The following is a 21,756-nucleotide window of genomic DNA, read 5'->3' as shown; positions in this document are numbered from 1 at the left end:
ACCACCAGCTTGCGCTGGCGTAGCTACCCTTGGTGCTCACCGATCACCCCTTCCTCAAGGCCTGCCGGCGTGAGCCCACGCCCTACACCCCGATCTGGCTGATGCGGCAGGCGGGCCGCTATATGCCGGAGTATCGCGCGGTGCGCGACCGCATGAGCTTCCTCGAGTTATGTCACCACCCGGAGGCGGCGGCCGAGGTCACCGTCACCGCCGCCGAGCGCCTGGGGGTGGACGCCGCCATTATCTTCGCCGACATTCTGCTCATTCTCGAACCCATGGGCGTCGGCCTCGAATTCACCAAGGGTGACGGCCCCTGCATCCGCCATCCCGTGCGCCACGGGGCGCAAGTTGATCGGCTGCCTGAAGTCGAGCCGCAAGCAACGCTGGCGTTCGTTTTCGAGGCCGTGCGCCGGGCGGTGGCGGCGTTGAAGGTGCCGCTGATCGGGTTTGCCGGCGCACCGTTTACGATCGCCTCGTACTTGGTCGAGGGCGGCGCCTCGCGCAACTACCTCCATACCAAGGGGCTGATGTACCAGGATGCCGGGGCATGGCACGCGCTGATGGCCAAGCTGACACGCGCGGTTGCCGCCTATCTCAACGGCCAGATCGCCGCCGGCGCCCACGCGCTTCAGATCTTCGACAGCTGGGTGGGTTGCCTGGCGCCGAGCGATTACCGCCAGTATGTGCTGCCACACATGTGCAATCTGATAGCGGCGCTGACGCCGGGCGTGCCGGTCATCCATTTCGGTACCGATACCGGCGGCTTGCTCGAAGCCATGCGCGAAGCTGGCGGTGCAGTGCTCGGCGTCGATTGGCGCAGCGACCTGGCCGCCGCTTGGCAGCGCATCGGCTGTGACTTCGCTATCCAGGGCAACCTCGATCCGGTCGCGCTGTTCGCCCCGCCGGCCGAGATTCGCCGGCGCGCCGAAGCCATCCTCAGCTCGGTCCGCGGCCGCCCCGGACATATCTTCAACCTCGGGCACGGCATCCTACCCCAGACCCCGGTCGAGCACGTGCGCGTGCTGATCGATACGGTGCACGAGTTCAACGCGCGGCCGGCATGAAGACCGCAGCCTGCCTCCTCGCCCGGCCGCTGCAGGCGCTTGCGCCGGGAACGAAACGGGCTGGGCACAGCGCGCAATACGAGCTACGCTCGCAGCCCGACAAGAACCGATGTCCACTACCTTCGATTCCGTGCTGCTGATCGCCTTTGGCGGACCCACCCGAGCCGACGAGGTCCGGCCGTTTCTGCAAAACGTCACCCGCGGGCGGCCGATTCCGCCCGAACGGATCGAGGCCGTCGCGCGGCACTACGACTTGATCGGCGGGTGCTCGCCGCTCAACCGTCTGACCTTCGGGCAGGCGCACGCACTGGCGGCGACGCTGCGCGCGCAGGGGCCGGCGCTGCCCGTCTTTACCGGCATGCGCAACTGGCACCCGTACGTACACGAGACCCTGAGCGAGATGGCGGCCGCCGGTCACCGGCGGGCCGTGGGTGTGATCCTGTCGGCACAACAAACGGAAGCCAGCTGGGAGCGCTACCAAGCAACGGTGACGGCGGCGCGCGCCAAGGTCGGAGCGGGGGCGCCGGCGGTGGTTTACGCTCCCCGGTGGCATGATCACCCGTTGTTTGTCGAAGCCGTTGCCGAGTGCACCGCCGCCGCCCTGGCACAGCTGCCGCCGGCCCTGGGTTCGGCGGCGCATCTGGTCTTCACCGCGCACAGCGTGCCCACCGCCATGGCCGCGTCGTCGGCATACGTCGCGCAAATCGAGGCCGGGGCGAGCGCGGTCGCCGAGCGCTTGGGCCGCAAACGCTGGTCGCTGGCGTACCAGAGCCGGAGCGGCAATCCGCGCGAGTCGTGGCTGGAACCCGATATCGGTGAGCTACTGCGGCGCCTGGCCGCCGCCGGCACCGGCACGGTAGTGGTAATACCGATCGGGTTCGTCTGCGACCACGTCGAGGTGCTCTACGATCTCGACATCGAAGCCAGAGCGGTGGCGGATCAGCTCGGCCTCGTCTTTGTTCGCGCCCCTACCGTCAATGACCACCCGGTCTTCATTCGTATGCTGGCCGAGGTCGTGCGCCGCACCGCCGCCGGTGATGACGCCGGCGCAGCGGCGGGCTCGGTTGCCGGCACAACTCCGGCGCGCGGGTGAAGAAGCATGGCCGGCGTATCACAGCGCGTTGCCGTAGTCGGCGCCGGCATTGCCGGCCTGGCGGCGGCACACCGGGTGGTCGAGTTGAGCCGCGAGCGCGGCTGGGCGCTCGACCTCACGGTGTACGAAGCCGGCGCGCGCGCCGGCGGCTCGATCGCCACCGAACGCAGCGATGGCTTCGTCATCGAATCGGGGCCGGACTCGTTCATCTCCGAGAAACCCTGGGCGTTGCAATTGTGCGAGCGCATCGGCTTGACCGCCCGCCTGGTGCGCACGCGCGACGAGAACCGGCGCACCTATGTTGTCCACGCCGGGCGCTTGCATCCTCTGCCCGACGGATTCTTGCTCTTGGCACCGACACAGTTCTGGCCGTTGGTGACCACGGGCCTGTTCACCTGGCCCGGCAAACTGCGGATGGCACTAGACCTGGTGTTGCCGCGTGGCCCGCAACTGGCCGACGAGAGCCTCACTTCATTCGTCACCCGGCGGCTCGGGCGTGAAGCGCTGCAGCGGGTGGCGCAGCCGCTGGTGGGCGGCATCTACACCGCCGACCCCGATGATCTCAGTTTGGCGGCGACCATGCCGCGCTTCCTCGAAATGGAGCGCAAGCACCGCAGCGTGATCCTGGCGATGTGGCGCGCCATGCGCCAGCAGTCGCCCGCCGCCCGCGCCACCAGCGGCGCACGCTGGAGCCTGTTCGTCAGCATCGATGACGGCATGCAGACGCTGATCGACGTGCTGGTTCAACGGCTGCCGCCGGGCGCGTTGCGCTGCGGCGCGGCGGTTACTGCACTCAGCCGCGATTCCGCCGGTTGGCATTTGCGCCTGAGTGACGGCAGCGCCGCCGATTGCGACGCCCTGGTGCTGGCCGCGCCGGCGCATCGCAGTGCGACGTTGCTCGCCGACGTCGATCGCGAACTGGCGGGCGACTTGAGCGGTATCCCTTACGCCTCGTCCGCCACCGTCAGTCTGGCGTATCCGGCCAGCGCCTTTGCGCAGTCACCCGATGGCTTCGGCTTCGTCGTGCCGCTGGTGGAGGCGCGCAACATCGTCGCCTGCACTTACAGCAGCAGCAAGTACCCCGGACGCGCGCCCGCGGGGCATGTGCTGCTGCGCGCCTTCGTCGGTGGTGCGGTGCAGAGTGAGCGCTTCGAGGACGATGACACGACCATGCTGGCCCGCGTGCGCCGGGAGTTGTCGGATCTGCTGGGCGTATCGCAGGCACCGCTGCTGACGCGGGTTCATCGTCACCATCACGCGATGCCCCAGTATCGGGTCGGACATCTGAGCCGAATGGCCCGCATCGAGGCGCGGGTTGCCGCCGCCGGCGGCCTCGCTTTGGCCGGCAACGCCTACCGCGGCGTGGGTATCCCCGACTGCATCCACACCGGCGAACAGGCGGCGGAGCTGCTGCTGGAGCAGTTCCGCCGCTGAGCCGCGGCTAACTGCTGAGAATACTCCGCTCGGCGGCCGGCCACACCTCTTGCAGAATGCCGACCATGCGATCGATGTCGGCCTTGGTGGAAATCAGCGGCGGCGCCAGCGCGACGCACTGGAACAGCGCACGCGCGATCAGACCACGCTGGAAGGCCGCGGCGACGATGTGGTGCGGGTCTTCGATGTTGGGGAACGGTTCCTTGGTCTGTTGATCGCGCACGATCTCGACCGCGGCCAGCAGGCCGCAGCCGCGGATCTCACCAACAATGGGTGACTTCCCAAACGCATGGCGCAGGCGTTCGAGCAAATATCCGCCCACCGCGCGCGCATTGTCGACCAAGCCTTCGCGCTCGATGATGGCGATGTTGGCCAGACCGGCGGCACAGCAGGTCGGATGGTTGTTGTAAGTGAGCCCGAACATCAGTGGGATACCGTCAGGCATCTCGTCGCGAATGGTCTCGTAGATGCGGTCCGAGATCACCGACGCCGACAGCGGCAGGTAGCCCGAGGAGATGCCTTTGGCGAACGATACCAGGTCGGGTTTGATATCCCACTGCTGCATGCCGAACCACTTGCCGGTGCGGCCGAAGCCGGTGACCACCTCGTCGAGGATGAGCAGGACGTCGTAGCGCCGGCAGATTTCCTGGATGCGCGCGAAGTAGTCGGGGGGCGGGACGAGGACGCCGCCGGTACCCATCACCGGCTCGATGATCACCGCGGCCACGCTCTCCGCCCCCTCACGCTCGATCGCCGCCGCCAGGTCGCCGGCGCAATCGAGGTTGCAGCCGGGATAGGACTTGGCGAACTCGCAGCGGTAGCAGTATGGGGGGCTGAAGTAGGCGTGCGAGGCGTCCTGCTCGATGAAGGCGTGATAGGCGAGAATGCCGGTGGCGGTGCCGGCGCCGCGGGTGGCGCCGTGAAAGGCCCAGCGGCGCGAGAGCATCTTCACCTTCCCCGGCCGGCCGCGCAGCGCGTGGTACATGCGGGCGAACTTGAAGTTGGCTTCGTTGGCCTCGCTGCCGCCGCTGTGGAACAGGACGTGATTGAGGTGGCGGTCGCGGGGCAAGAGGCCGATGACCTTTTCGGCCAAGCGCGCCGCCGGCTCGTTGCCGAAATCCCAGAAGCTCGGGTAGTAGGCCAGTTGGCGCATCTGCACCGCCACCGCCTCGGCGATCTCGCTGCGGCCGTGGCCGACGCAGATGTTGAACAGGCCGGAAAAGCCGTCGATCAGGGTGCGGCCGTCGGCCAGCTGCAGCTCGATGCCGCGGCCACCGACGAAGATCTTCGAGCCGTACTTCTCCTGCTTGCGGAACTCCGTGATCGGATGAATCACGTGGGCGCGGTCGAGCCGCAGGATTTCATCTAGATTCGCCGAGGGCTGAGACATGGCTACTTCCTCCGGGCGCAGGTGTAGCACCGGTGCGGGTGGTGAGGAAATGGCCGGCGCCGGCCGCTCCAGCTTTTTCCACCTCGGCGCAGGAACCTGCTCGGAACACTACCTTCTGCGTCCGGCTGAACGGGTCGTGCCGCTCGCTGTACATCTGGTGCGCAACATCCGACAATAGCGTCATGTCAAGGCAAGCGGTGGACAGGCTCACTGCGCACGAGCGCTACTGGCAGAAGCGGGTACACTCCAAACCCTTCAAACGCGCGCTCGCGGCGGCGCTGGCGCAGGAGCTAAGAGCGCTGGCGGCCACACGCGTCAAGGACGTGCTCGATGCCGAGCCGGTCCGCAGCGCCATCCGGGAGTGGGACAGCCGCATGGTCAACCGCGAGTTGGTGGCCGAGCTGATAATCCGCTCACACCGCCGCCTAGGCGAACGGGCCGCGCGCCAAGGCCAGTCACTGCGCCGCTGGCTCGATCCGCAACTGGTTGCCGACATCGACGCCATCCTCAAAGAGGAGATGACGGTGCCGCACCACGTGGAAGACCTGATCGCCAACTTGATGCAGCAGGAGTTCGTGCGCAAGCTGTTCACCGACATCATTTTCACCGCGATCGTGTCGTTCTACGAGAAGGTCAACCCGTTCTTTGGTGCGATCGCCATGCGGGCGCTGGAAGAACAGATCAAGAGCTTCATTCGTCTGTTCATGCCGATGCTCCAGCAGCAAGCGACCGCCTTCGCCGTCAGCCGCGAGAACCAGCGCAGCTTGCTCGACTTCGCCCGCGCCATCATGCGCCAGCTACTCGACGAGCCGGTGGGCAACTTCGCGGCCACGGCGTCCGCGGGGCAGCGCCAGAAGGCGGAGGCGCTCATCCGCAAGGCCGCCGGCAATGCCAAACTCGAGGCCACAATGCACTCTGCGGCGCTGGCCCTCTGGGATGAGGTGTACAAGGCAGTTCGGGACAAGCGCGTCGGCGAACTTGTGCGGCTTGACGAGCACGCCACCCAGTTCGCCGAGCGCAGCGTTGCGGCAATCGTCGCGGCCCTGACCCGTCCGCACTTACTGCGCCTAGTTGCTGCGGAGACGGCCTTGGCCGCTGCCGCGCCGCCGGGGCGAACCGTGGAAGAGAGCACGGCGCAACGTACTGTTACGGCGCAAGCACAACGCCAACGCGGAAGGAGCCGAGGCCAGCCTCGCCCGTAACACGGGCGGCGCGCCCGCATCCTTCCGGCAAGCCCATCAGCCCCCGGCTGTTGGCTGTTACGGGCTTATTGCTTACGGGCTGGCGCAGGGCGGAGAAGGCTCCGCCCCTGGTGCCGCCGGCTCATTTTCAGAGAACTATCTGTCGGGAATTCGGGGGGGGGCGATCGCAGGCGGGGGGCGCGGCTAATCGCGCTCAAGCGAGGCTGGCGCGCAGGGCCGCGATGGTTTGGTGCATGCCGGCTTCGAAGCCGACAGTGGGCTGGTAGCCGAGCAGGCGTTGCGCCTTCTCGATCGAGGCCAGCGTGTGGCGCACGTCGCCCGCGCGCGTGGGTGTGTGGTTGATCTTCAACTGGTGGCCGAGCAGCCGTTCGACGGTGCGCGCGATCTCGATCACCGAGTGGCGCTCGTTGCAAGCGATGTTGAACGCCTCACCGGCGGCCTTGGGCGCGGTGAACGACAACAGGTTGGCCTGCACCACGTTGTCGATGTAAGTGAAGTCGCGCGACTGTTCGCCGTCGCCGTGCACTTCCAGCGGCTCGTCGCGCAGCGCCGCACGGATGAACAGCGGCACCACGGCGGCGTACTTTGATTCCGGGCTCTGCTTCGGCCCGAAGACGTTGAAGTACCGCAGGCCGACGGTTTCCAGCCCGTAGAGCCGAGTGAAGACGCGGCAGTACTGCTCGCCGGCCAGCTTGGAAACCGCGTACGGCGAGATCGGCATCGTCGGCTGATCCTCGGCCTTCGGCAGCACCTCGGAGTCGCCGTAAACCGACGACGACGAGGCGTAGACCACCCGGCGCACTTTGGCCTCGCGTGCGGCCATCAGCACGTGCAAGGTGCCGTGGGTATTGACGGCATCGCTGCTGAGCGGGTCGTCCACCGAGCGCGGCACCGAGCGCAGCGCAGCCTGGTGCGAGACGTACTGCACGCCCGCCATCGCGCGGCGCACCGCCGCCAGATCACGCAGATCACCGACAATCACCTCGACGCGATCGGCGATCGCCGCCAGGTTCTCGCGCAACCCGGTGCTGAAGTCGTCGAAGATGCGGACGCGTTCGCCGCGCGCCACCAGCGCTTCGGCCAAGCTCGCGCCGATGAACCCTGCCCCTCCGGTCACCAAATACATATCGTCTTCCCTTTCTTCACGTCTCAGCCGACCAGGCGGCCGCTGTTGCGGGCCCGCTGGCCTACTCTGCCGTCGCCGTTGCCGACAACGATTTCCTCCAGCGCCTCGACCCGCGCCTCCAACTCTTGCTCCTTGCGCTGGATCCGCTCGCCGCACAGCGCGGCGCGGCCGCCGGCCAAGAAGGCGTTGCGGATCTTATAGGCGGTCGTGTGACTGACCCGGTAATAGTTGCGGATCTCGTCGAGCGAACGCTCGCGCTTGATCAGCTCCAGCGCCAGCGCGACCTTCTCTTCGAGCGTCAGCTTCTCGCGCATTCTCATGGAGACCTCCAAAGACCGATTACGAACCCGCGCCGGGGCGCTGCCAAGCCGCCGCCAACTGCGGCGGTGGCCGCTCGACGCTGAACCAGCGTGCGACGAAGCGGCCGAGTCCGGCAACGAAGCCGGCGCCCCAACTGAGGTGAAGTGTCACAAAAGCCGCCGCCAGCGGCACCAAAAAACGCCAGCCGGCTTGCCGAGCGATGCTCGCCGACACCGTCGCTGCAGCGGCGGCGTACACCGCCACCAGCGCTAGCGCCAGTAAGCCCGTTGCCCTCACCCACGGTGACAGGGCGAGCGCCACAACCAGGCAAGTCACCAGCGCCGGCGGCACGAAGTGCCGCACACTCATCTGCCGCGGGTGCTTCTGCAGCACGCGCACTTTCCAGAAACCGTACTGGGCATACTGCTTGGCCAGCGCCGCCAGCGTCTGCCGGTTCTGGTACCACGAGCGCATCGCGGGCGTGAGCACGATACGGCCGCCGCGCTTGCGCAAGCGGTAGTTGAACTCGTCGTCTTGGTTGCGGACCATTTCTTCGTCGAACAGTCCGACGCGCTCGAAGACGGCGCGCGGATACATACCGAGGTAGACCGTGTCGACTTCCTTCTCCTCGCGCCCGAAGTGGAAGTAGGCACCGATGCCGAAGCGCGAGGCGGTCGCCAGCGCAATCGCCTGGCCCAACAGAGTGTGCCCGACCGCGTGCATCGGACCGCCGGCGTTGTCGGCGCCGGTGCGCTGCAGGGTCTCGACGCCGACGCGCATGTAATCGGAGGCCACGTGGGTGTGCCCGTCCACCCGCATGACGATGTCGCCGCGTGCGGCAGTGATGGCAATATTCAGCGCCGACGGCACGATGCGCCGCGGATTGTGCAGCAAGCGGACCGCTGGGCCGCGCTCGGCGTAAGCCGCGATCACCTGCGCCGACTCGTCGGTCGAGGCCCCGTCCACCACCAGCACCTCAAAGCGATCGGCCGCGTAATCCTGCGCCATCACCGAATCGAGGCAAGCCTGGATCGAGGCCGCCTCGTTGCGCATCGGGATCATGACGGTGACGAAGGGGAGCTGACTCATACGCACGCGCGCGGCGCGACCCGCGCATACAGCTGTTGCATCGCCGCCACCATTTGCGGCGGCGCGAACTGCTCGGCGCGACGCCGCGCGGCCGCGGCACAGTGCCGCCGCTTGTTCGCGTCACCGAGCAAATCGAGCGAATGCGCCACCAACGCCTCGCCATCGCCGGCTTTGATGAGAAAGCCTTCCTGGCCGGAGTTGAATAGCTCTGGCGTGCCGCCGACGTCGGTGGCAATCACCGGCAGGCCACTGGCCATAGCTTCGAGGACGACGTTAGGCAGGCCTTCCCACCGCGACGGCAGCCAGAACAGATCAGCGGCGCGGAGCAACTCCGGCACGTCGTGGCGTTCGCCCGCCAGCGTGCAACAAGCTTGCAGGCCGGCCGCCGTTACCGCCGCCTCGACCTCGCCCCGCAACGGCCCGTCGCCGATCAGCACGAAGCGCACGCCGGCCAGCTGCTGGCGGAGGGCGGCGGCGGCGGCGACGAACAGCAGTGGGTCCTTCTGCGGCACCAGCCGGCCGATCATGACGACACACAAACCGCCGCCGTCACGCTGCGCCGGTGGATGGAAGCGCTGCGTATCGATGGCGTTGTATACCACCGTGGTGCGCCCGGGCGGGGCACCGTATTGCTCTGCGATGTAGCGTGCCACTTGTTGTGAGTTGGCGACAATCACGTCACTGGCAGCGAAGGCGCGGCGGTTGAGCCGGTCGAGCAGCCAGCCCTGGCGCTTGCAGTTACGGGCGGAAGTCAGCAGCGGGCGGCGCCGATGGCGGTTGGCCAGCCAGGCGTAAGCGTTGGCAATGAACAGCCAGGCGTGCACCACCTCGATACGATCGCGATTCAACCATTGCGCCAGCCGCCACAGTCTTGCGGGGCGCGCACCGGCAATCACCCGTACCGGCACGCCCGCGGCCTCGAGCAGCGGCGCGTAAGGGATGGTCCGATCGCCTAGGCAATACACCACCGGACTGAAGCGAGCGCGATCGAGGCCCTGGCACAGCAGCAAGAGCTGGCCCTCGGCGCCGCCCGCGCTGAGCTGCCCGATCACCAGCCCCAGCCGGATGGGCGGAAACACCGTGGCTCGGTCGCTCACGTTCGTTCGAAGTCGGCGACGAAGTGGGCGCTGAACTGCGCCCAGCGGCTGGCTTCCAAGCGCTGCTCCAGGCCGTGCATCCAGCGGGCGGCCCAGCGCGGCAGGAAATCGGGGATGAAGGTGAAGTAGCGCACCGCGCACAGGCTGAGCCCGGGTGGCCCCGCCAGCGTGGCGGGCAGGATCCAGCGCTCGGTGCCATCGTCGATGTGGCGCAGAATCGGAAACACGTAACTCATGTAAAAGCGAAACAGCGGATTGGTCACATTGATCTCGTGCAAGAAGAAGCGGCCGCCCGGCTTCAGCACGCGACGAATCTCCGCCAACCCCTGCCGCCGCATCTCCAGCCGAGGCAGATGGTGGAACATGTTGACGCTGTATACAAAATCGAACGTGCCATCGGGAAACGGCAGTTGCGAAGCATCGGCGGCAACCGCCTCACCCGCGGCCCGGGCGGTTCTGAGCTGCCCGGCAGAGAGATCGCTGCCGACCACGCGATAGCCGCGCCGGCGCAGCTCTTCGAGGTAGTAGCCGCGGCCGCAGCCGAGATCGAGTCCCACCGGCGCCGCCCCGGTTATGCCGGCGGCCATGAGGTCGACCTTGCGCCGGACCACGTAGTCGCGCACGTGCAAGGGGATCTCGGCGTCGTACACCGCGCTGACGCGATCGAAGTGCGCTTGCGCCCCGGTATCGGCGAATTCGCCGCGCCAGGCCGTCCAGGCCAGCGCCGCCAGGCCGACACCGATGGCGAGCCCCAGCGTCCCCAAACGCACCAGCACCACCGCCGCCACCGCCCGGGGAAATTCCACGCCGAGTTCCGTCAGCCCATGCACCATGCTCTGTCCGGCGATGGCCACTCCAGCCGGGAGTAGCGAGACGCCGCCGAGCAGCGCCGAGGTCGAGAACAGCCGTGCGCCCGGCACCAGGCCGATCGGCAAAGCGCCGGCAATCCCCACCAGCCACAACGCCAGCGTCACCGGCAGCCAACACAGCACCGACAGCGCGACGGTTGGCAACGACACGGCGTCATCGGCCAGCGCGAGCATCGTCTCGCGCGCCGGCTGGGTATCGGCGCCGAGTGCGAGCTTGCCCGCCGCCATCACCGGCCACGCGGCGGCGGCCATCAGCGCGCGCCGGATCGGCCGGATACACAACGCCGCCGTGGGCAGGAGCAGCCAGCCGGTGGCGTGTCCGCTGGCCAGACCCGCGAGCCCGGCGATAAGCATGAGAGCAGCAAAGTCGTACAGGCGTTCGGCCAACGCTACGGCGGCGGTCAACCCCACCGGCGTAGTGCGGCGCCGCTGCAGCACGAAGGCCTTGAAAATGATCTCGCCCAGGTAGAGCGGTGTGAGCAGCACAGCGAAGGACGAGAAGAACAGCCGCGCGCTTTCCCGCGTCGGCAACCGCACTTCACAGACCCGCAGCAGGTATTGCCAGCGGATCCAGCGCCCGCCGAAGTTGAACGCACTGCCGGCCAGCAGAGCGCCGAGGGCAAAGGCCGAGCCCGCGCCCCGGTGGAGCAAGCCCAACGGGCTGCCGCCGGCTTCGCGCAGGAGCATGGCAGTGGTCACCCCGCCGATCAGCACCGCCAGTACCGAGGCGATGCCGGAGTCCCGGATCACCTGCCCAATCGGTGCGCCATTCTGTCCGCCCGCCCGCATCCCGCTGCTCATCCCCCGCCCCGGCACCGCGTAGCGCTGGCGCAATCTCCGGCCCCCGGAGCTGCCCTCATCGTGGCTTTCCGCTCGAGGCGCATTGACAGCGCGGAAGCGCCAGTGCTACTCGCGCCCCGCTATGCATCTGACACCGCGACGAACAGCAACGGCCGCCGGGCTGCTGTTGCTGCTGCAGGCGCTGCTGCTCGTCTGGATGGTATTTCACCGCCGCATCAATCCCGACGAAGGGTTCTACCTCGCCGCCAGCCGGCAGGTGGCCGCCGGCCAGGTGCTCTACCGCGACTATTTCTATCCCCAGATGCCGTACCTGCCGTATCTGTTCGCGCCGCTGGTGCTGGCCGGGCTGCCGCTGCTGACGGCAGCCCGCATCACGGCAGCCGCCTGTAGTATCGTGCTGTCGTGGGTTTTGTACCGCGAGAGCGCCCGCTGGCAGCTGTCCGCGACCGCGCGCCTGGCGCTCTTCGCCTGCTTCGTCTTGCATGGCTTGAAGCTGAGCACCCACGCCACCGCGATTACGCATGCTCCGTCCGACCTACTGGCCTTCGTGTCCTTTATCGCCATCGAGCGCGCCCGGCCCGGTTGGGCTGGGTTGTGCCTCGGCTTGGCTGTCGGCTGCCGTTTGCCGCTGCTGCCGCTGCTGCCGGCGTACGCCGCCGGGCTGTGGTGGCATGGCCGGGCGCGGGCGTTGTTGCCGCTGGCCGCCGGCTTTGCGCTCGCACTCGCACCCGCGGGAATCCTGGCCCTGATCGACCCCGCCAATTTCATCTTCGGCAACTACAGCTTCCACGCCTTGCGCGGCAATTTCGCCGACCCGATCGCGGCCGCATGGCAGAAGGCGGCGGTCCTGCTGAAGTGGCTTCTGTTTCCTCAGAACTTGTTGTTACTTCTGGTTACCGCAGGCGCCGGCGCTTCCGTGCCGGTACTGCCCGCCGTTGCCTGCGTGCTGATCGGCGCGGCTTTGCTGCAGGCCACCCCGACCTACCTGATCTACGCAGTCCAGCTGCTGCCGTTCCTGTTCGCCGCGGCCGCGCCGGGCATGCAACGGCTCGCTCGCCATCGCCGCGCGCTGGCGACAACCGTGGCGGTGTATGTGCTCTGTCTACTCCCCACGCTCGGCCTCTCACCGATCAGCGTCTTCTCCGAAGAAGGCGAGGCGAAGAACCGCCTCTGGAGCCGCCCGACGGTAGCGGCGGTGGTGGCGCTGATTCAGCGGCACAGCCGCCCCAACGACCCGGTGCTCTCGTGGTGGGAAGGATACCCCACCTTCGCCGGCCGGCCGGGTTATCGCGGTGTCGGCTTCTGGGAAGCCAACATGGCGCGCAAGCTCGCCGAGCCGCAGGCCGCCGCCCGGCATTGCCTGACCCTCGGGCGTATCGGCGCCCTGATCAGTGCCGGCGAGCCCCAGGTGATCGTGACTGTACCCACCACTTGGAGTGACTTTCAACCGCAGATCAACGCGCGCTACGAGCGCGTCGGCACCATCGACGCGGTGCAGGTATACGCGCGGCGGCCTCTCAGTTGATCGCCCGGTAGCGCCCCTGCAGGCTCTGGAACTGCCGCTGCGGCCAGCGCCCGGAGCGGTGCATCAGATAGCGTCCAACCACCCAGAGGATGCCGAGCCCGTAGCGAACGCTGGCCAAGAAACTCGCCGATGACGCTTCGGCGAAGTAGCGGGTCGGCACTGCCACCTCGGCGATGCGGAAGCCGGCGTCGACCACCTGAGCGATGATCTCCTGATCGAAGATGAACTTGTCGGCGTTGAGCCGGAAGTTAACGGTCTCCAACACTTCACGGCGGTAGGCCCGGTAACCGGTGTGGTACTCGGACAAGTGCAGTCCGAAGGCCCAGTTCTCCACCCCGGTGAGGAAGCGATTGGAGACGTACTTCCACCAGGGCATGCCGCCACTGAGGGCCGAGCCGCTCTTGAGCCGCGAGCCGAGTACGACGTCCGCCTCGCCCCGTTGAATGGGGTGGACGATGTCGGGCAGCAGGCGGGGGTCGTACTGATAATCGGGGTGAACCATGACGATGATGTCAGCGCCTGCGCGTAGGGCTTCGGCGTAGCAAGTCTTTTGATTGGCGCCGTAACCGTAGTTGCGGTCGTGCAGGAACAGCTTGAGGTTCAACTCGCGGGCGACGGCGACGGTATCATCGGTGCTGCCGTCGTCGACCAAGATGACCATATCGACCGAGTCATGCGGTAGATCGGTATAGGTCATGCGCAGCGTACGCGCGGCGTTGTAAGCGGGCATTACCACCACGACCTTCGGCCGGTCCTGCGTCCCCCTGGCGGCTGGCGCAGTCGCGGCAACCACGGCAGCGGTTGTTGGTTGAGTCGCCATCGCGTGCTCCTTGTTCACGTATGATCGGGTGCCGCCGCCGCGGTTGCTGACACCGCCGGGGCGGGAGCGAGCAATCCGCTCCCGAGCATGAAATCCGCCACGGTCTTGGCGACCAGCTCGTGCCCGGGCGCCTTCCAATGGACGCTGTAGTACAGGGCATCGTCGACGTGCGCGCGCAGCACCGGGAGCAGGTCAATGACCGGAATGCCGCGCGCATGCAGCGCCGCCGTCAGCCGGGCGTTGGGCTGCTGCGGATCGAAGGCGGCGGCGGCCTGTCCCTGCTTGGCCACCATCTGCGCCCACACCGTCGGGAACACTTGACGGTAGTTGGGAATCAGCACCACCGCGAAGCGAACGCCGCGACTGGCTGCGGCTTGCGCGAAACGCGCCAGCAGGTCTTCGGTTGTGGCCAAACCTTTGACGATTCGCGCCGGCGGCTCGACTCGATGGACTTGCAGGATCCGTTCGGTGCGCGCCGCCGCCTTGTAGCGGCGCACCAGCAAATACAGCTGGCTGCGCTGGCGCAACCATAACCGCACCTCGTCCAACCAGCTCGGCAAACGCGACGCCTTGTGCGCCGCGGCGGTGAAGTTGATGTTCTCGTCCACGTCGTTGAAGACGTTGAAGGCCAGCAAGACGACATCCGGTTTGACGGTATCGGCGGTTCTTTCGAAGAAGCCCAACTCCTCCCCCGTCCCATAGCCGGGCACGCCGCCATTAACGGCCTCGATCGGACGCCCCAGCTGCTGCTGCAGCGATTTCTCCAGGAACCGCGTGAAGGTCTGTTCCACCGGCACACCGTAGCCGAATATCATCGAGTCGCCGATGACGTAGACCCGCATGCCGCCGGCCGGACGCTCGCCGTACTCGCGGTCGCGCAGCCCCCAAGAGTTGGTCAGCAACGGCAACGAGAACGGGGTGGCGTTTTCCTTCACCACCATCGTCCCGACGTAGTTGGGCACCATTCGAAAGCCCAACTCGGCATCCTTGGTCACAATGTCTTTGGGCAGGAATTCCTCCATCGGCGTCAGCCAGTACAGGCTAACCTCGCCGACTATCAGGCTGACCGCCACGCCGAAGAGCAACTTACCCACTCGCTTAGGCGTCAGGTAGTCAATGTAATCACGCAAGCTGGTGACGCCGGGATCACGGCGCCGCGCACTATGGCGCGCCGCCGCTTGGAGCGTCGCCGCGGGGGTTTGGTCCTCGCGCTCTGTCCGCCGCGCTGAAGATCGAGCTGCTTCGACCGCCATCTTATCTCCTGGGCCTACCCTGGTCCGTCCGTCGCGCCACACACGCCATCTGATCACCGAGATTCAGTGGCACTTCCGTCTCCGCCAAACCCAACATGCGCACGGTTCGGTCGAGCAGGCGGTGCACGCCGGCGTTGTACTGGCTGAGCTTGAACACCCAATGCGCGATTGGAAATACTCGCCCGAAAGAGTGCAGCCGCTCGACGGCAAAGCCTTGCTGCGCCAAGAAGCGGGTCAGCGTCGGACGCGAGAAATACCAGTAGTGATCATCCAGCAAGGCCCACCAGTGACGGCCCAACAGGCGGGCCACCACGCTGCCGGCATCCGGCGTGAGGATGAGCAGTCGCCCGTTCGGGCGCAGCCACTGGTGCAGTCGTGCCACCACCGGTGCAGGATCACTGAAATGCTCGATCACGTCGCTGAGCGTGATGACGTCGAAACTTCCGGGCGGGAATGGCGCATCTTGCACCGGGCCGTTGAACACCTCGACCCCGTAAGCTTGGCGGGCGTGTTCGGCGGCCGGTTGCGACAGCTCGACCCCGACCGGGGTGTAGCCCTCGATGCGCGCCGCCGCGAGCAGAAAGCCGTAGGCGCAGCCGACATCGAGCAAGCGCGCTCCGGGCACCGGCGGCGGCAACAGTTCGAGCAGCCGCTCGGCGTTACGGATACGGACCTGGGCCTGTTCGGCAAAGCGCTCGTCGAAGCCCTCTTCGTAGTGGCCGGCGTCAACCAACGCCGGCGGCAACAGCCCCAAGCCGCAGTTGCGGCAACGCTGGATGGCGCCGACCAAGGCGCGCGAGCTTTGCGTGATGCGGTAGGCCCCGGCGTTGCGACGCGCCGTGGGCCGCGCGCCCCCGCCGAACATCGCGCCAAACTCCGTCCCGCCGCACACCGGGCAACCCACGGCGGCAGAGGCCGCGATCGTCCCTGGCCGAGCCGGTGTATTCACGACCGCCGACTGTTTCACGTTGCTTGCTCCTTGCCTCAAAACTGGAAGTAGATGAACGGCAATTCCTTCCCGCCCCAGAGCAGCCGGCCCAAAACCGCGAACGCCAGGCCGCAATAGACGGGAGATTGCACCCACCACGGCATGCGTAGAAACACCGCGTGATCCCCGGAGCGATTCTGAGGAATGTCGATGGCTAAGAGAGCCGCGGCGACAGCGAACGGCCACACTCCGATCGCCGTCAGGTCGCGCAATTGCGCGATGCCGGCAAGATACTCGAAGGCGACGCCGAAGTTCGGCGCGCGAAAGAAGATCCACGTCAGCGTTACCAAGTGGAACGTCAGCAACGTTAGGGCCACGCGACCGACCCATTGCAGCGCCGGATTGGCCTCGGCGGCGGACAACCCGCGGCCGATGCCAAGCCGGCGCTCCACCGCCAGATACAGCCCGTTGATGCCGCCCCAGGCGACAAAGGTCCAGTTCGCCCCGTGCCACAGCCCGCCGATCAGCATGGTCAGCATCAAGTTGCGATAGGTCTTCCACTCGCCCAAGCGGTTGCCGCCCAGCGGCACGTAGAGGTAGTCGCGCAGCCAGGTGGAAAGGGAGATGTGCCAGCGGCGCCAGAACTCGGTGATTGATTGTGAGAGGTAGGGTTGGTTGAAATTGAACATCAGTCGAATCCCGAGCAACTCACTGACGCCGCGCGCGATATCGGAATAGCCGGCGAAGTCACCGTAGATCTGGAAGGCGAAGTAGTAGGCGCCCCGTAATAGCTCCCCACTGCTCATGTGACCGGGATCGGAAAAGATGCGCTCGACCTCCGGTGCCAGGTTGTCAGCGATCAACACCTTCTTGGCGAAGCCGACAATGATCAATACCACGGCGATGTTGGCGCGCTCGGGCGAGAAGCGGCCGGGGTTGACGATTTGCGGCAGCAGGTGGGTGGCACGCTCGATCGGGCCGGCGACTAGTTGGGGGAAGTAAGCGACGTAGAGGGCGAAATCCCAGAAGCTCTGCGCCGGCTCCATCTCGCGCCGATAGATGTCGATGGTGTACGACATCGACTGAAAGACGTAAAAGGAAATCCCCACCGGCAGAATGATCGAGAGCGTCGGAATCGAACCATGGAGCCCGACCGACTGCAGCGCGGCCGCCGCGGAGTAAATGAAGAAGTTGAAGTACTTGAAGAACCCGAGTGCCCCGAGGTTGACCCCCAGGCTCAGCAGTAGGATCCGCCGGCGGCGCAAGCGATCATTGGTGGCGTAGATGTGCTGCCCGACCCAGAAGTCCACCACAGTGGTCGCGAACAGCAGCCCGACGAAGCGCCAATCCCAATAGCCGTAAAAGATGTAGCTGGCCACCAGCAACATGGCGTTGCGCCAGCGCTTGGGCAGGGTCGCCACCAGCACCAGCACGACGGGTAAGAAAATCAAGAACGCCAGTGAGTTGAAGATCATAATATCATGGGTTGCTTCGCGCGAAGACGGTGATCTCCGGGCACAGGCTGGTAATGCGCACGCGCAGCAGCGCCGGCTGCTGGCGAAAGCGCGCCACCGCACGGTAGGGGAGCTGCTCGGATTCAAGCGCCCGCAGGAAGTCCGGGGCGCCGGCGCCCGGCTCCAGCAGTCCCTGGCGCCAGTCGGTACGCCAGCGGTGGGTGATACCTTTCTTCGCCGCCGAGCTGGTAACGATGAAGTCGGGCCGCCGTTGTGACAAGCCCGCGAGCGTGCGCTCTTCGAGTGCCACCGTTCGAGCGTTCAGGCCGCGCAGCCGCGGCAAATACACCGGCTTCTGGTATACTTCCACCGCGCTGGCAGCCGCCACGTTGCGGCGCAACCAGGCCTCGGCGTAGTAGCGCGGATCATCACGCAGCAGCAGATCCAACTCGATCGCTCGCGCCAGGCCAAGCACACACAGGCCAGCTACCACCGCCCCGGCCAGGTAGCGCGCGGGTGAGGCCAGCGCATCCGCGCACAGCGCACCGGCACACAAGGCGATGATCAAGCTCAGCGGCAGCGTGTAACGCAGGGTGATCAAGTCGAGGGTCCGCAGAGAAAGGTAGTACTGGGCGGCCGCCGGCAACAGCAAAGCGGCCGCAGCCGAGCGGTACCTGAGTGCCACGTAGACCACTCCGGCCGCACTGGTGAGTACCAGCGGCAGGCCCAGGCTGCTCTCGATTGCGTCGTAAAGCTGCTGCAAGTACTGCCACTCCTTGTCAGCCCCTTTGAAGAGCCCGAACTCCACCGGTGCCAGGCGCGCGGACACCCCGGGGATCTGCTGGCCGCTGAGGTAGCGAATCCGATTGACGAACCCGCTCGGGTTCCACGCCACGTTACTGCCGATCGTCAAGGCCAGCATCGTAGCCGTCAGCCCAGCGCGGGTGCCGCGGTTCCACAGCGCAGTGGCCCAGCGCTGCGCACCGCCGAGCGCGGCCGGCTGCGCCCGATACCGGCGCACGGCGATAACCAGCGGCAGCGGCAGCAGGAAGGCAAACGCCTGCTCCTTGGTCGAGACCGCCATCGCGGCGGCGATGCCGAGCGCGACATAGGGCCAGCGCCGCTCGCCCTCGGCCGCCACCACCGCGGCCCACAATGCCAGCGCCAGCCAGCAGAGGTAGGCCGCGTCTAAGTTGGTGGTGTGAGCGTAGTAGAGCACCGGATAGGCACTGGCGACAAACCACGCCGCCAAGCGGCCGGCGGTACGGCCGAACAGCCGCCGGCCGATATCGTAGGTCAGCGCCACCGTTGCCACCAGGCAAATCACGCTCAGGCATCTCCCGAGCAGCGCCATGGCGTAGAGCGCGTTTTCCGGATCGCTGAAGCCGTAGGGATAGACGGCCTTGGGCTGCCGCAGCTGCCCGCTCACAAACAGCCACGCCAGGTACGGTGCCGAGACCGCGAACAGCATCAGGGGATAGCCCACGGGGTACTTGAAGTAGAACCATCCCGAATTCCATTCGGCGAGCGAGCGGCGCACGATCCCGAGCACGGTCACCGGCCCGAGCGCGTCGGCGGCCCACGAGTGATCGCCATTGGGCAGCCCCCACGTGAGTTGGTAGAGCCCGAGGCTGGCGCTGAGCGCCAGTACGACCAGCAGCCAAGGATCACGCACGCCGTGTTCCCTCACGCCCGCGACCACCGGCGCATTGGCTCAGGCCACATGACCGAGCCCGCGTAGCTGCTCGCGCACGAGCCCACCCATCTCCCGGGACACGCTCTCCTCACCCTCGAACTTGTCGAGCTGGGCCAGCCAATCGAAGAGCTGCTTGCGCAGGGCATCGGCACGGCCGCCCTCGCGATCGATGAGGTTGTGGGTTTCTCCCGGGTCAGCGGTTAGATCGTAGAACTCGTTGGCTTCATCCGAATGCCAAATGAACTTCTCGCGAATCGTGCGGATGGCTTTCTTGCGCACATCGTAAGGCCGCGCATCGGCGCGCCCGGCACGCCGCAGCGCGGCGAGATTCGGCCGAAACTGCTCCGAGACCACAAACGCCGGGCCCGGCGTGGCCCGGCCGCCGGCGATCAGCGGCCGCCCCTGCATCCGACGCGCACCATCGGCAACGCCTGCGAGCCCGAGCACCGTCGGCATGGTGTCGCAGGACTGGGCAAACTCCTCGACCACGAAACCCTGCGGCACCACGCTTGGGCAGCGTACGATGAGCGGGACACGCACCTGCGTGTCGTACAGTCCCCAGCTAGGCGCCACCTTACGATGCGCACCGAGGTCTTCACCGTGATCGGCTGTAACGATGAAGAGCGTGTCGTCCCACCGGCCACCCCGCTGCAGCGCTTCGGCAATCTCGCGCGCACGGAAATCGACGTAAGCCAGGCCGTTGTCGTAGCGCGCAGTCAAGATCGCAATCTCCTCCTCGGTCATGTCGGCACAGCCGCACAAGGACTCGTCGTAGCGCTGGGTGATACTGTGCACGCGCTTCTCGCTTACGCCTTGCGGCAGGAACTTCTTGTCATAGGGACGGGGCAGGTGAGCACGCAGGCCCACTTCGTTGTAATGCACGAAGGCAAAAAACGGCTGATCGGAGTTCCCCACCCACCGCAGCAGCGCCTGATTGGTGCGACGCGCCCCCGCGTCTGCGCGGCGCAGCAAGCGATCGGTAACCGCGCGCCGGTAGTTCTGGGCGCGGCGCAGGATCGGGTTGGGCAACCTTTGGGTATCGAAGTGGTCCACTCCACGAGCAAAGCCGGTCGCCGGGCTCACCCACGTATCGGTCGAGAAGATGGCCGTGCGGTATCCCACCGCCTTCAAGCACTCCGGCAGCAGCGCGTGGCGCGGCGCCAGGAAGAGGTGTTCGTCGGTGGCACCATGGCTGGAGGGGAACAGGCCGGTGAACAGCGAGGCATGGGAAGGCAAACTCCACGAGGCGGTGGCGAACGAGCGCTGGAAACGCACGCCTTCGCGGGCCACTTGGTCAAGGAACGGCGTTGTCGGGCGCGAATAGCCGTAGCACGAGAGGTGGTCGGCACGTACGCCGCCGAGAACGACCAGCACGATGTTCAACTGTTGCGAAGCCATTGCCCTCTTCCTGCTCAACGAAGTGTGTGTGGGATTGCCTACCGCTGTCCCGCCCGGTTTCAGCTTGCGATCGCCGCGGCTTGCGCCAACGCCGCACCCCGCTGGCGCAGCAACCGAACGTAGAGGTCTTCCATCTGCCGCACCATGGCGTTCGCCGAGAAGCGCTCGTCGACAACGCGACGGCCGAGGCGGCCCATCTCGCGTGCGCGCTGCGGGGCCGCCAGCACATCAATGATCGCCGCGGCCAGCGGCAGCGGCTCCTTGGGCGGCACCAGCAGGCCGGTCTGCCCGTGGCGCACAACTTCACCCGTACCGCCGACGTCGGTGGCCACCACCGGCTTCTCCATCGCCATCGCTTCGAGGATGGCATTGGACATGCCTTCGTCGTGGGATGACAACACGAAGACATCGAAAGCCGAGAGCACCTCGGGCATATCGCCGCGGCGCCCGAGCAGGGTGAGGTGGTCGGTCAGCCCGCTGTCAGCCACCAGGCGTTGCAAGTCGTCGTCAAGCTCGACCTCGCCGACGATCACCGCGTGCGCGGCCGGCAGCTGCTGGCGCACCCGCACCATCGCGCGCAGGAATTCCTCGACCCCTTTGCGCACCCGCATCCGGGTCACGATGCCGACGACCAGGCGCTGCGGGTCAACTCCCAGCGCCGTCTTGTAGTCTGCCACCGCCAGCGGCTGGAAGCGTTGCGTATCCACCCCGCTAGGGATGACCACCATCTTTTGTCGCGGACAGCCTTCGTTGTCGGCAACAAAGTCGCGCACGGCCTCGGCGTTGACCGTGACGCAATCGGCCAACCAGTTCCCCAGCTTGGCACCGGCTAGTTCCAAGCCTTTGCGTTCATGACAGCCGCGTTTGCTACACAGCATGACCGGCACCTGCGCCAGCCGCGCCGCCATCGAGCCGATGGCGTTGGCGCGCAGCAAGTAATTGTGTACGACGTCGGCTCGTTCGCGCCGCAGGTAGCGCGCCAACCGCCACACCGCCGCCGCCGCCCGATGGCCGCGAAAGCCCTGCCCCACTCGGCCATCAACCACCGGCAACCCGAGCGAACGGACGGTGTCGAGCAGCACGCCCTCGCCCGTCAGACAGTACAGCGACGGCTCGAAGCGCCGGCGGTCGAGCAGCCGCAGCACCTGTACCAAATGCGTCTGGCTACCCCCGACCGGCATCGACTTGATGGCGTAGACTATACGGATCTTCGGCAT

At 66.6% G+C, this 21,756-nt stretch carries 18 protein-coding genes; 5 read left to right on the top strand and 13 right to left on the bottom strand.

What is annotated here, in order from left to right; genetic code table 11:
- Positions 1-29: 29 nt before the first annotated feature.
- The 3 genes from hemE (at position 30) to hemG (ending at position 3,591) form a co-directional block, all read left to right on the top strand.
- Positions 30-1,064, top strand: coding sequence for a uroporphyrinogen decarboxylase (gene hemE, locus HY699_01345; protein ID MBI4514447.1), 1,035 nt, complete (start codon positions 30-32; stop codon positions 1,062-1,064).
- 109 nt (positions 1,065-1,173) lie between these two features.
- Positions 1,174-2,157, top strand: a complete 984-nt coding sequence (hemH, locus tag HY699_01340) for a ferrochelatase (GenBank protein MBI4514446.1) — start codon at positions 1,174-1,176, stop codon at positions 2,155-2,157.
- 6 nt (positions 2,158-2,163) lie between these two features.
- Positions 2,164-3,591 carry a protoporphyrinogen oxidase gene (gene hemG / locus HY699_01335; protein ID MBI4514445.1) on the top strand — a complete coding sequence of 476 codons (1,428 nt, stop codon included), beginning with the start codon at positions 2,164-2,166 and terminating at the stop codon, positions 3,589-3,591.
- 7 nt (positions 3,592-3,598) lie between these two features.
- Here the strand turns inward: hemG and HY699_01330 are convergent, their stop codons facing one another.
- On the bottom strand, positions 3,599-4,981 hold the full coding sequence (locus HY699_01330) for an aspartate aminotransferase family protein (protein MBI4514444.1): 1,383 nt from the start codon (positions 4,979-4,981) through the stop codon (positions 3,599-3,601).
- Between the two features lie 197 nt (positions 4,982-5,178).
- Here HY699_01330 and HY699_01325 point away from each other — a divergent pair, with 197 nt between their 5' ends.
- Positions 5,179-6,183: a hypothetical protein gene (locus HY699_01325; GenBank protein ID MBI4514443.1), complete on the top strand. Its 1,005-nt coding sequence runs from the start codon at positions 5,179-5,181 to the stop codon at positions 6,181-6,183.
- A 193-nt stretch (positions 6,184-6,376) separates the two neighbouring features.
- On the opposite strand, the gene HY699_01320 is transcribed toward HY699_01325, so the two are convergent.
- From HY699_01320 to HY699_01300, 5 genes are read right to left on the bottom strand one after another with little or no spacing between them, the layout of a single operon-like run.
- Positions 6,377-7,309 (bottom strand): SDR family oxidoreductase, encoded by a 933-nt coding sequence (locus HY699_01320; GenBank protein MBI4514442.1) that lies wholly within the window; start codon positions 7,307-7,309, stop codon positions 6,377-6,379.
- Positions 7,310-7,332: 23 nt separating this feature from the next.
- Positions 7,333-7,629 carry a hypothetical protein gene (locus HY699_01315; GenBank protein ID MBI4514441.1) on the bottom strand — a complete coding sequence of 99 codons (297 nt, stop codon included), beginning with the start codon at positions 7,627-7,629 and terminating at the stop codon, positions 7,333-7,335.
- 19 nt (positions 7,630-7,648) lie between these two features.
- Positions 7,649-8,698, bottom strand: coding sequence for a glycosyltransferase family 2 protein (locus tag HY699_01310; protein MBI4514440.1), 1,050 nt, complete (start codon positions 8,696-8,698; stop codon positions 7,649-7,651).
- Positions 8,695-9,795, bottom strand: a complete 1,101-nt coding sequence (locus HY699_01305; protein MBI4514439.1) for a glycosyltransferase — start codon at positions 9,793-9,795, stop codon at positions 8,695-8,697. The genes HY699_01310 and HY699_01305 overlap by 4 nt, the downstream gene beginning before the upstream one ends.
- Positions 9,792-11,453 carry a methyltransferase domain-containing protein gene (locus HY699_01300; protein ID MBI4514438.1) on the bottom strand — a complete coding sequence of 554 codons (1,662 nt, stop codon included), beginning with the start codon at positions 11,451-11,453 and terminating at the stop codon, positions 9,792-9,794. Before HY699_01300 ends, HY699_01305 begins: the two co-directional genes overlap by 4 nt.
- A 133-nt stretch (positions 11,454-11,586) precedes the next feature.
- Here HY699_01300 and HY699_01295 point away from each other — a divergent pair, with 133 nt between their 5' ends.
- Positions 11,587-12,990 carry a hypothetical protein gene (locus HY699_01295; GenBank protein MBI4514437.1) on the top strand — a complete coding sequence of 468 codons (1,404 nt, stop codon included), beginning with the start codon at positions 11,587-11,589 and terminating at the stop codon, positions 12,988-12,990.
- Here HY699_01295 and HY699_01290 read toward each other — a convergent pair.
- From HY699_01290 to HY699_01260, 7 genes are read right to left on the bottom strand one after another with little or no spacing between them, the layout of a single operon-like run.
- Positions 12,983-13,810, bottom strand: a complete 828-nt coding sequence (locus HY699_01290) for a glycosyltransferase family 2 protein (GenBank protein ID MBI4514436.1) — start codon at positions 13,808-13,810, stop codon at positions 12,983-12,985. The two genes, HY699_01295 and HY699_01290, sit on opposite strands and share 8 nt — an antisense overlap.
- Positions 13,811-13,824: 14 nt before the next feature.
- Positions 13,825-15,063, bottom strand: coding sequence for an SGNH/GDSL hydrolase family protein (locus HY699_01285; protein ID MBI4514435.1), 1,239 nt, complete (start codon positions 15,061-15,063; stop codon positions 13,825-13,827).
- A gap of 1 nt (position 15,064) precedes the next feature.
- A complete protein-coding gene (locus tag HY699_01280; protein ID MBI4514434.1) occupies positions 15,065-16,030 on the bottom strand; it encodes a class I SAM-dependent methyltransferase in 966 nt (321 codons plus the stop codon).
- A 17-nt stretch (positions 16,031-16,047) separates the two neighbouring features.
- Positions 16,048-17,466: an MBOAT family protein gene (locus tag HY699_01275; GenBank protein MBI4514433.1), complete on the bottom strand. Its 1,419-nt coding sequence runs from the start codon at positions 17,464-17,466 to the stop codon at positions 16,048-16,050.
- Between the two features lie 4 nt (positions 17,467-17,470).
- Complete coding sequence (locus tag HY699_01270) at positions 17,471-19,120, bottom strand: glycosyltransferase family 39 protein (GenBank protein ID MBI4514432.1); 1,650 nt, start codon at positions 19,118-19,120, stop codon at positions 17,471-17,473.
- Positions 19,121-19,159: 39 nt separating this feature from the next.
- A complete protein-coding gene (locus HY699_01265; protein MBI4514431.1) occupies positions 19,160-20,539 on the bottom strand; it encodes a sulfatase in 1,380 nt (459 codons plus the stop codon).
- 59 nt (positions 20,540-20,598) lie between these two features.
- The gene (locus tag HY699_01260; protein ID MBI4514430.1) at positions 20,599-21,756 is read right to left on the bottom strand and encodes a glycosyltransferase; all 1,158 of its coding nucleotides are present in this window, start codon (positions 21,754-21,756) and stop codon (positions 20,599-20,601) included.

Source organism: Deltaproteobacteria bacterium (assembly GCA_016210005.1).
GTDB lineage: Bacteria > Desulfobacterota > Binatia > HRBIN30 > JACQVA1 > JACQVA1.
Note: the sequence above shows the minus strand (reverse complement) of the source record. Positions and strands in the feature narration are given on the sequence as shown.

What these genes read in the sequence shown, in the direction of transcription:
- hemH (MBI4514446.1), top strand. Translation starts at nt 1,174, where the DNA reads ATGTCCACTACCTTCGATTCCGTGCTGCTGATCGCCTTTGGCGGACCC.
- hemG (MBI4514445.1), top strand. Translation starts at nt 2,164, where the DNA reads ATGGCCGGCGTATCACAGCGCGTTGCCGTAGTCGGCGCCGGCATTGCC.
- HY699_01330 (MBI4514444.1), bottom strand. Translation starts at nt 4,981, where the DNA reads ATGTCTCAGCCCTCGGCGAATCTAGATGAAATCCTGCGGCTCGACCGC.
- HY699_01320 (MBI4514442.1), bottom strand. Translation starts at nt 7,309, where the DNA reads ATGTATTTGGTGACCGGAGGGGCAGGGTTCATCGGCGCGAGCTTGGCC.
- HY699_01315 (MBI4514441.1), bottom strand. Translation starts at nt 7,629, where the DNA reads ATGAGAATGCGCGAGAAGCTGACGCTCGAAGAGAAGGTCGCGCTGGCG.
- HY699_01310 (MBI4514440.1), bottom strand. Translation starts at nt 8,698, where the DNA reads ATGAGTCAGCTCCCCTTCGTCACCGTCATGATCCCGATGCGCAACGAG.
- HY699_01300 (MBI4514438.1), bottom strand. Translation starts at nt 11,453, where the DNA reads ATGCGGGCGGGCGGACAGAATGGCGCACCGATTGGGCAGGTGATCCGG.
- HY699_01295 (MBI4514437.1), top strand. Translation starts at nt 11,587, where the DNA reads ATGCATCTGACACCGCGACGAACAGCAACGGCCGCCGGGCTGCTGTTG.
- HY699_01290 (MBI4514436.1), bottom strand. Translation starts at nt 13,810, where the DNA reads ATGGCGACTCAACCAACAACCGCTGCCGTGGTTGCCGCGACTGCGCCA.
- HY699_01285 (MBI4514435.1), bottom strand. Translation starts at nt 15,063, where the DNA reads ATGGCGGTCGAAGCAGCTCGATCTTCAGCGCGGCGGACAGAGCGCGAG.
- HY699_01275 (MBI4514433.1), bottom strand. Translation starts at nt 17,466, where the DNA reads ATGATCTTCAACTCACTGGCGTTCTTGATTTTCTTACCCGTCGTGCTG.
- HY699_01265 (MBI4514431.1), bottom strand. Translation starts at nt 20,539, where the DNA reads ATGGCTTCGCAACAGTTGAACATCGTGCTGGTCGTTCTCGGCGGCGTA.
- HY699_01260 (MBI4514430.1), bottom strand. Translation starts at nt 21,756, where the DNA reads ATGCCGAAGATCCGTATAGTCTACGCCATCAAGTCGATGCCGGTCGGG.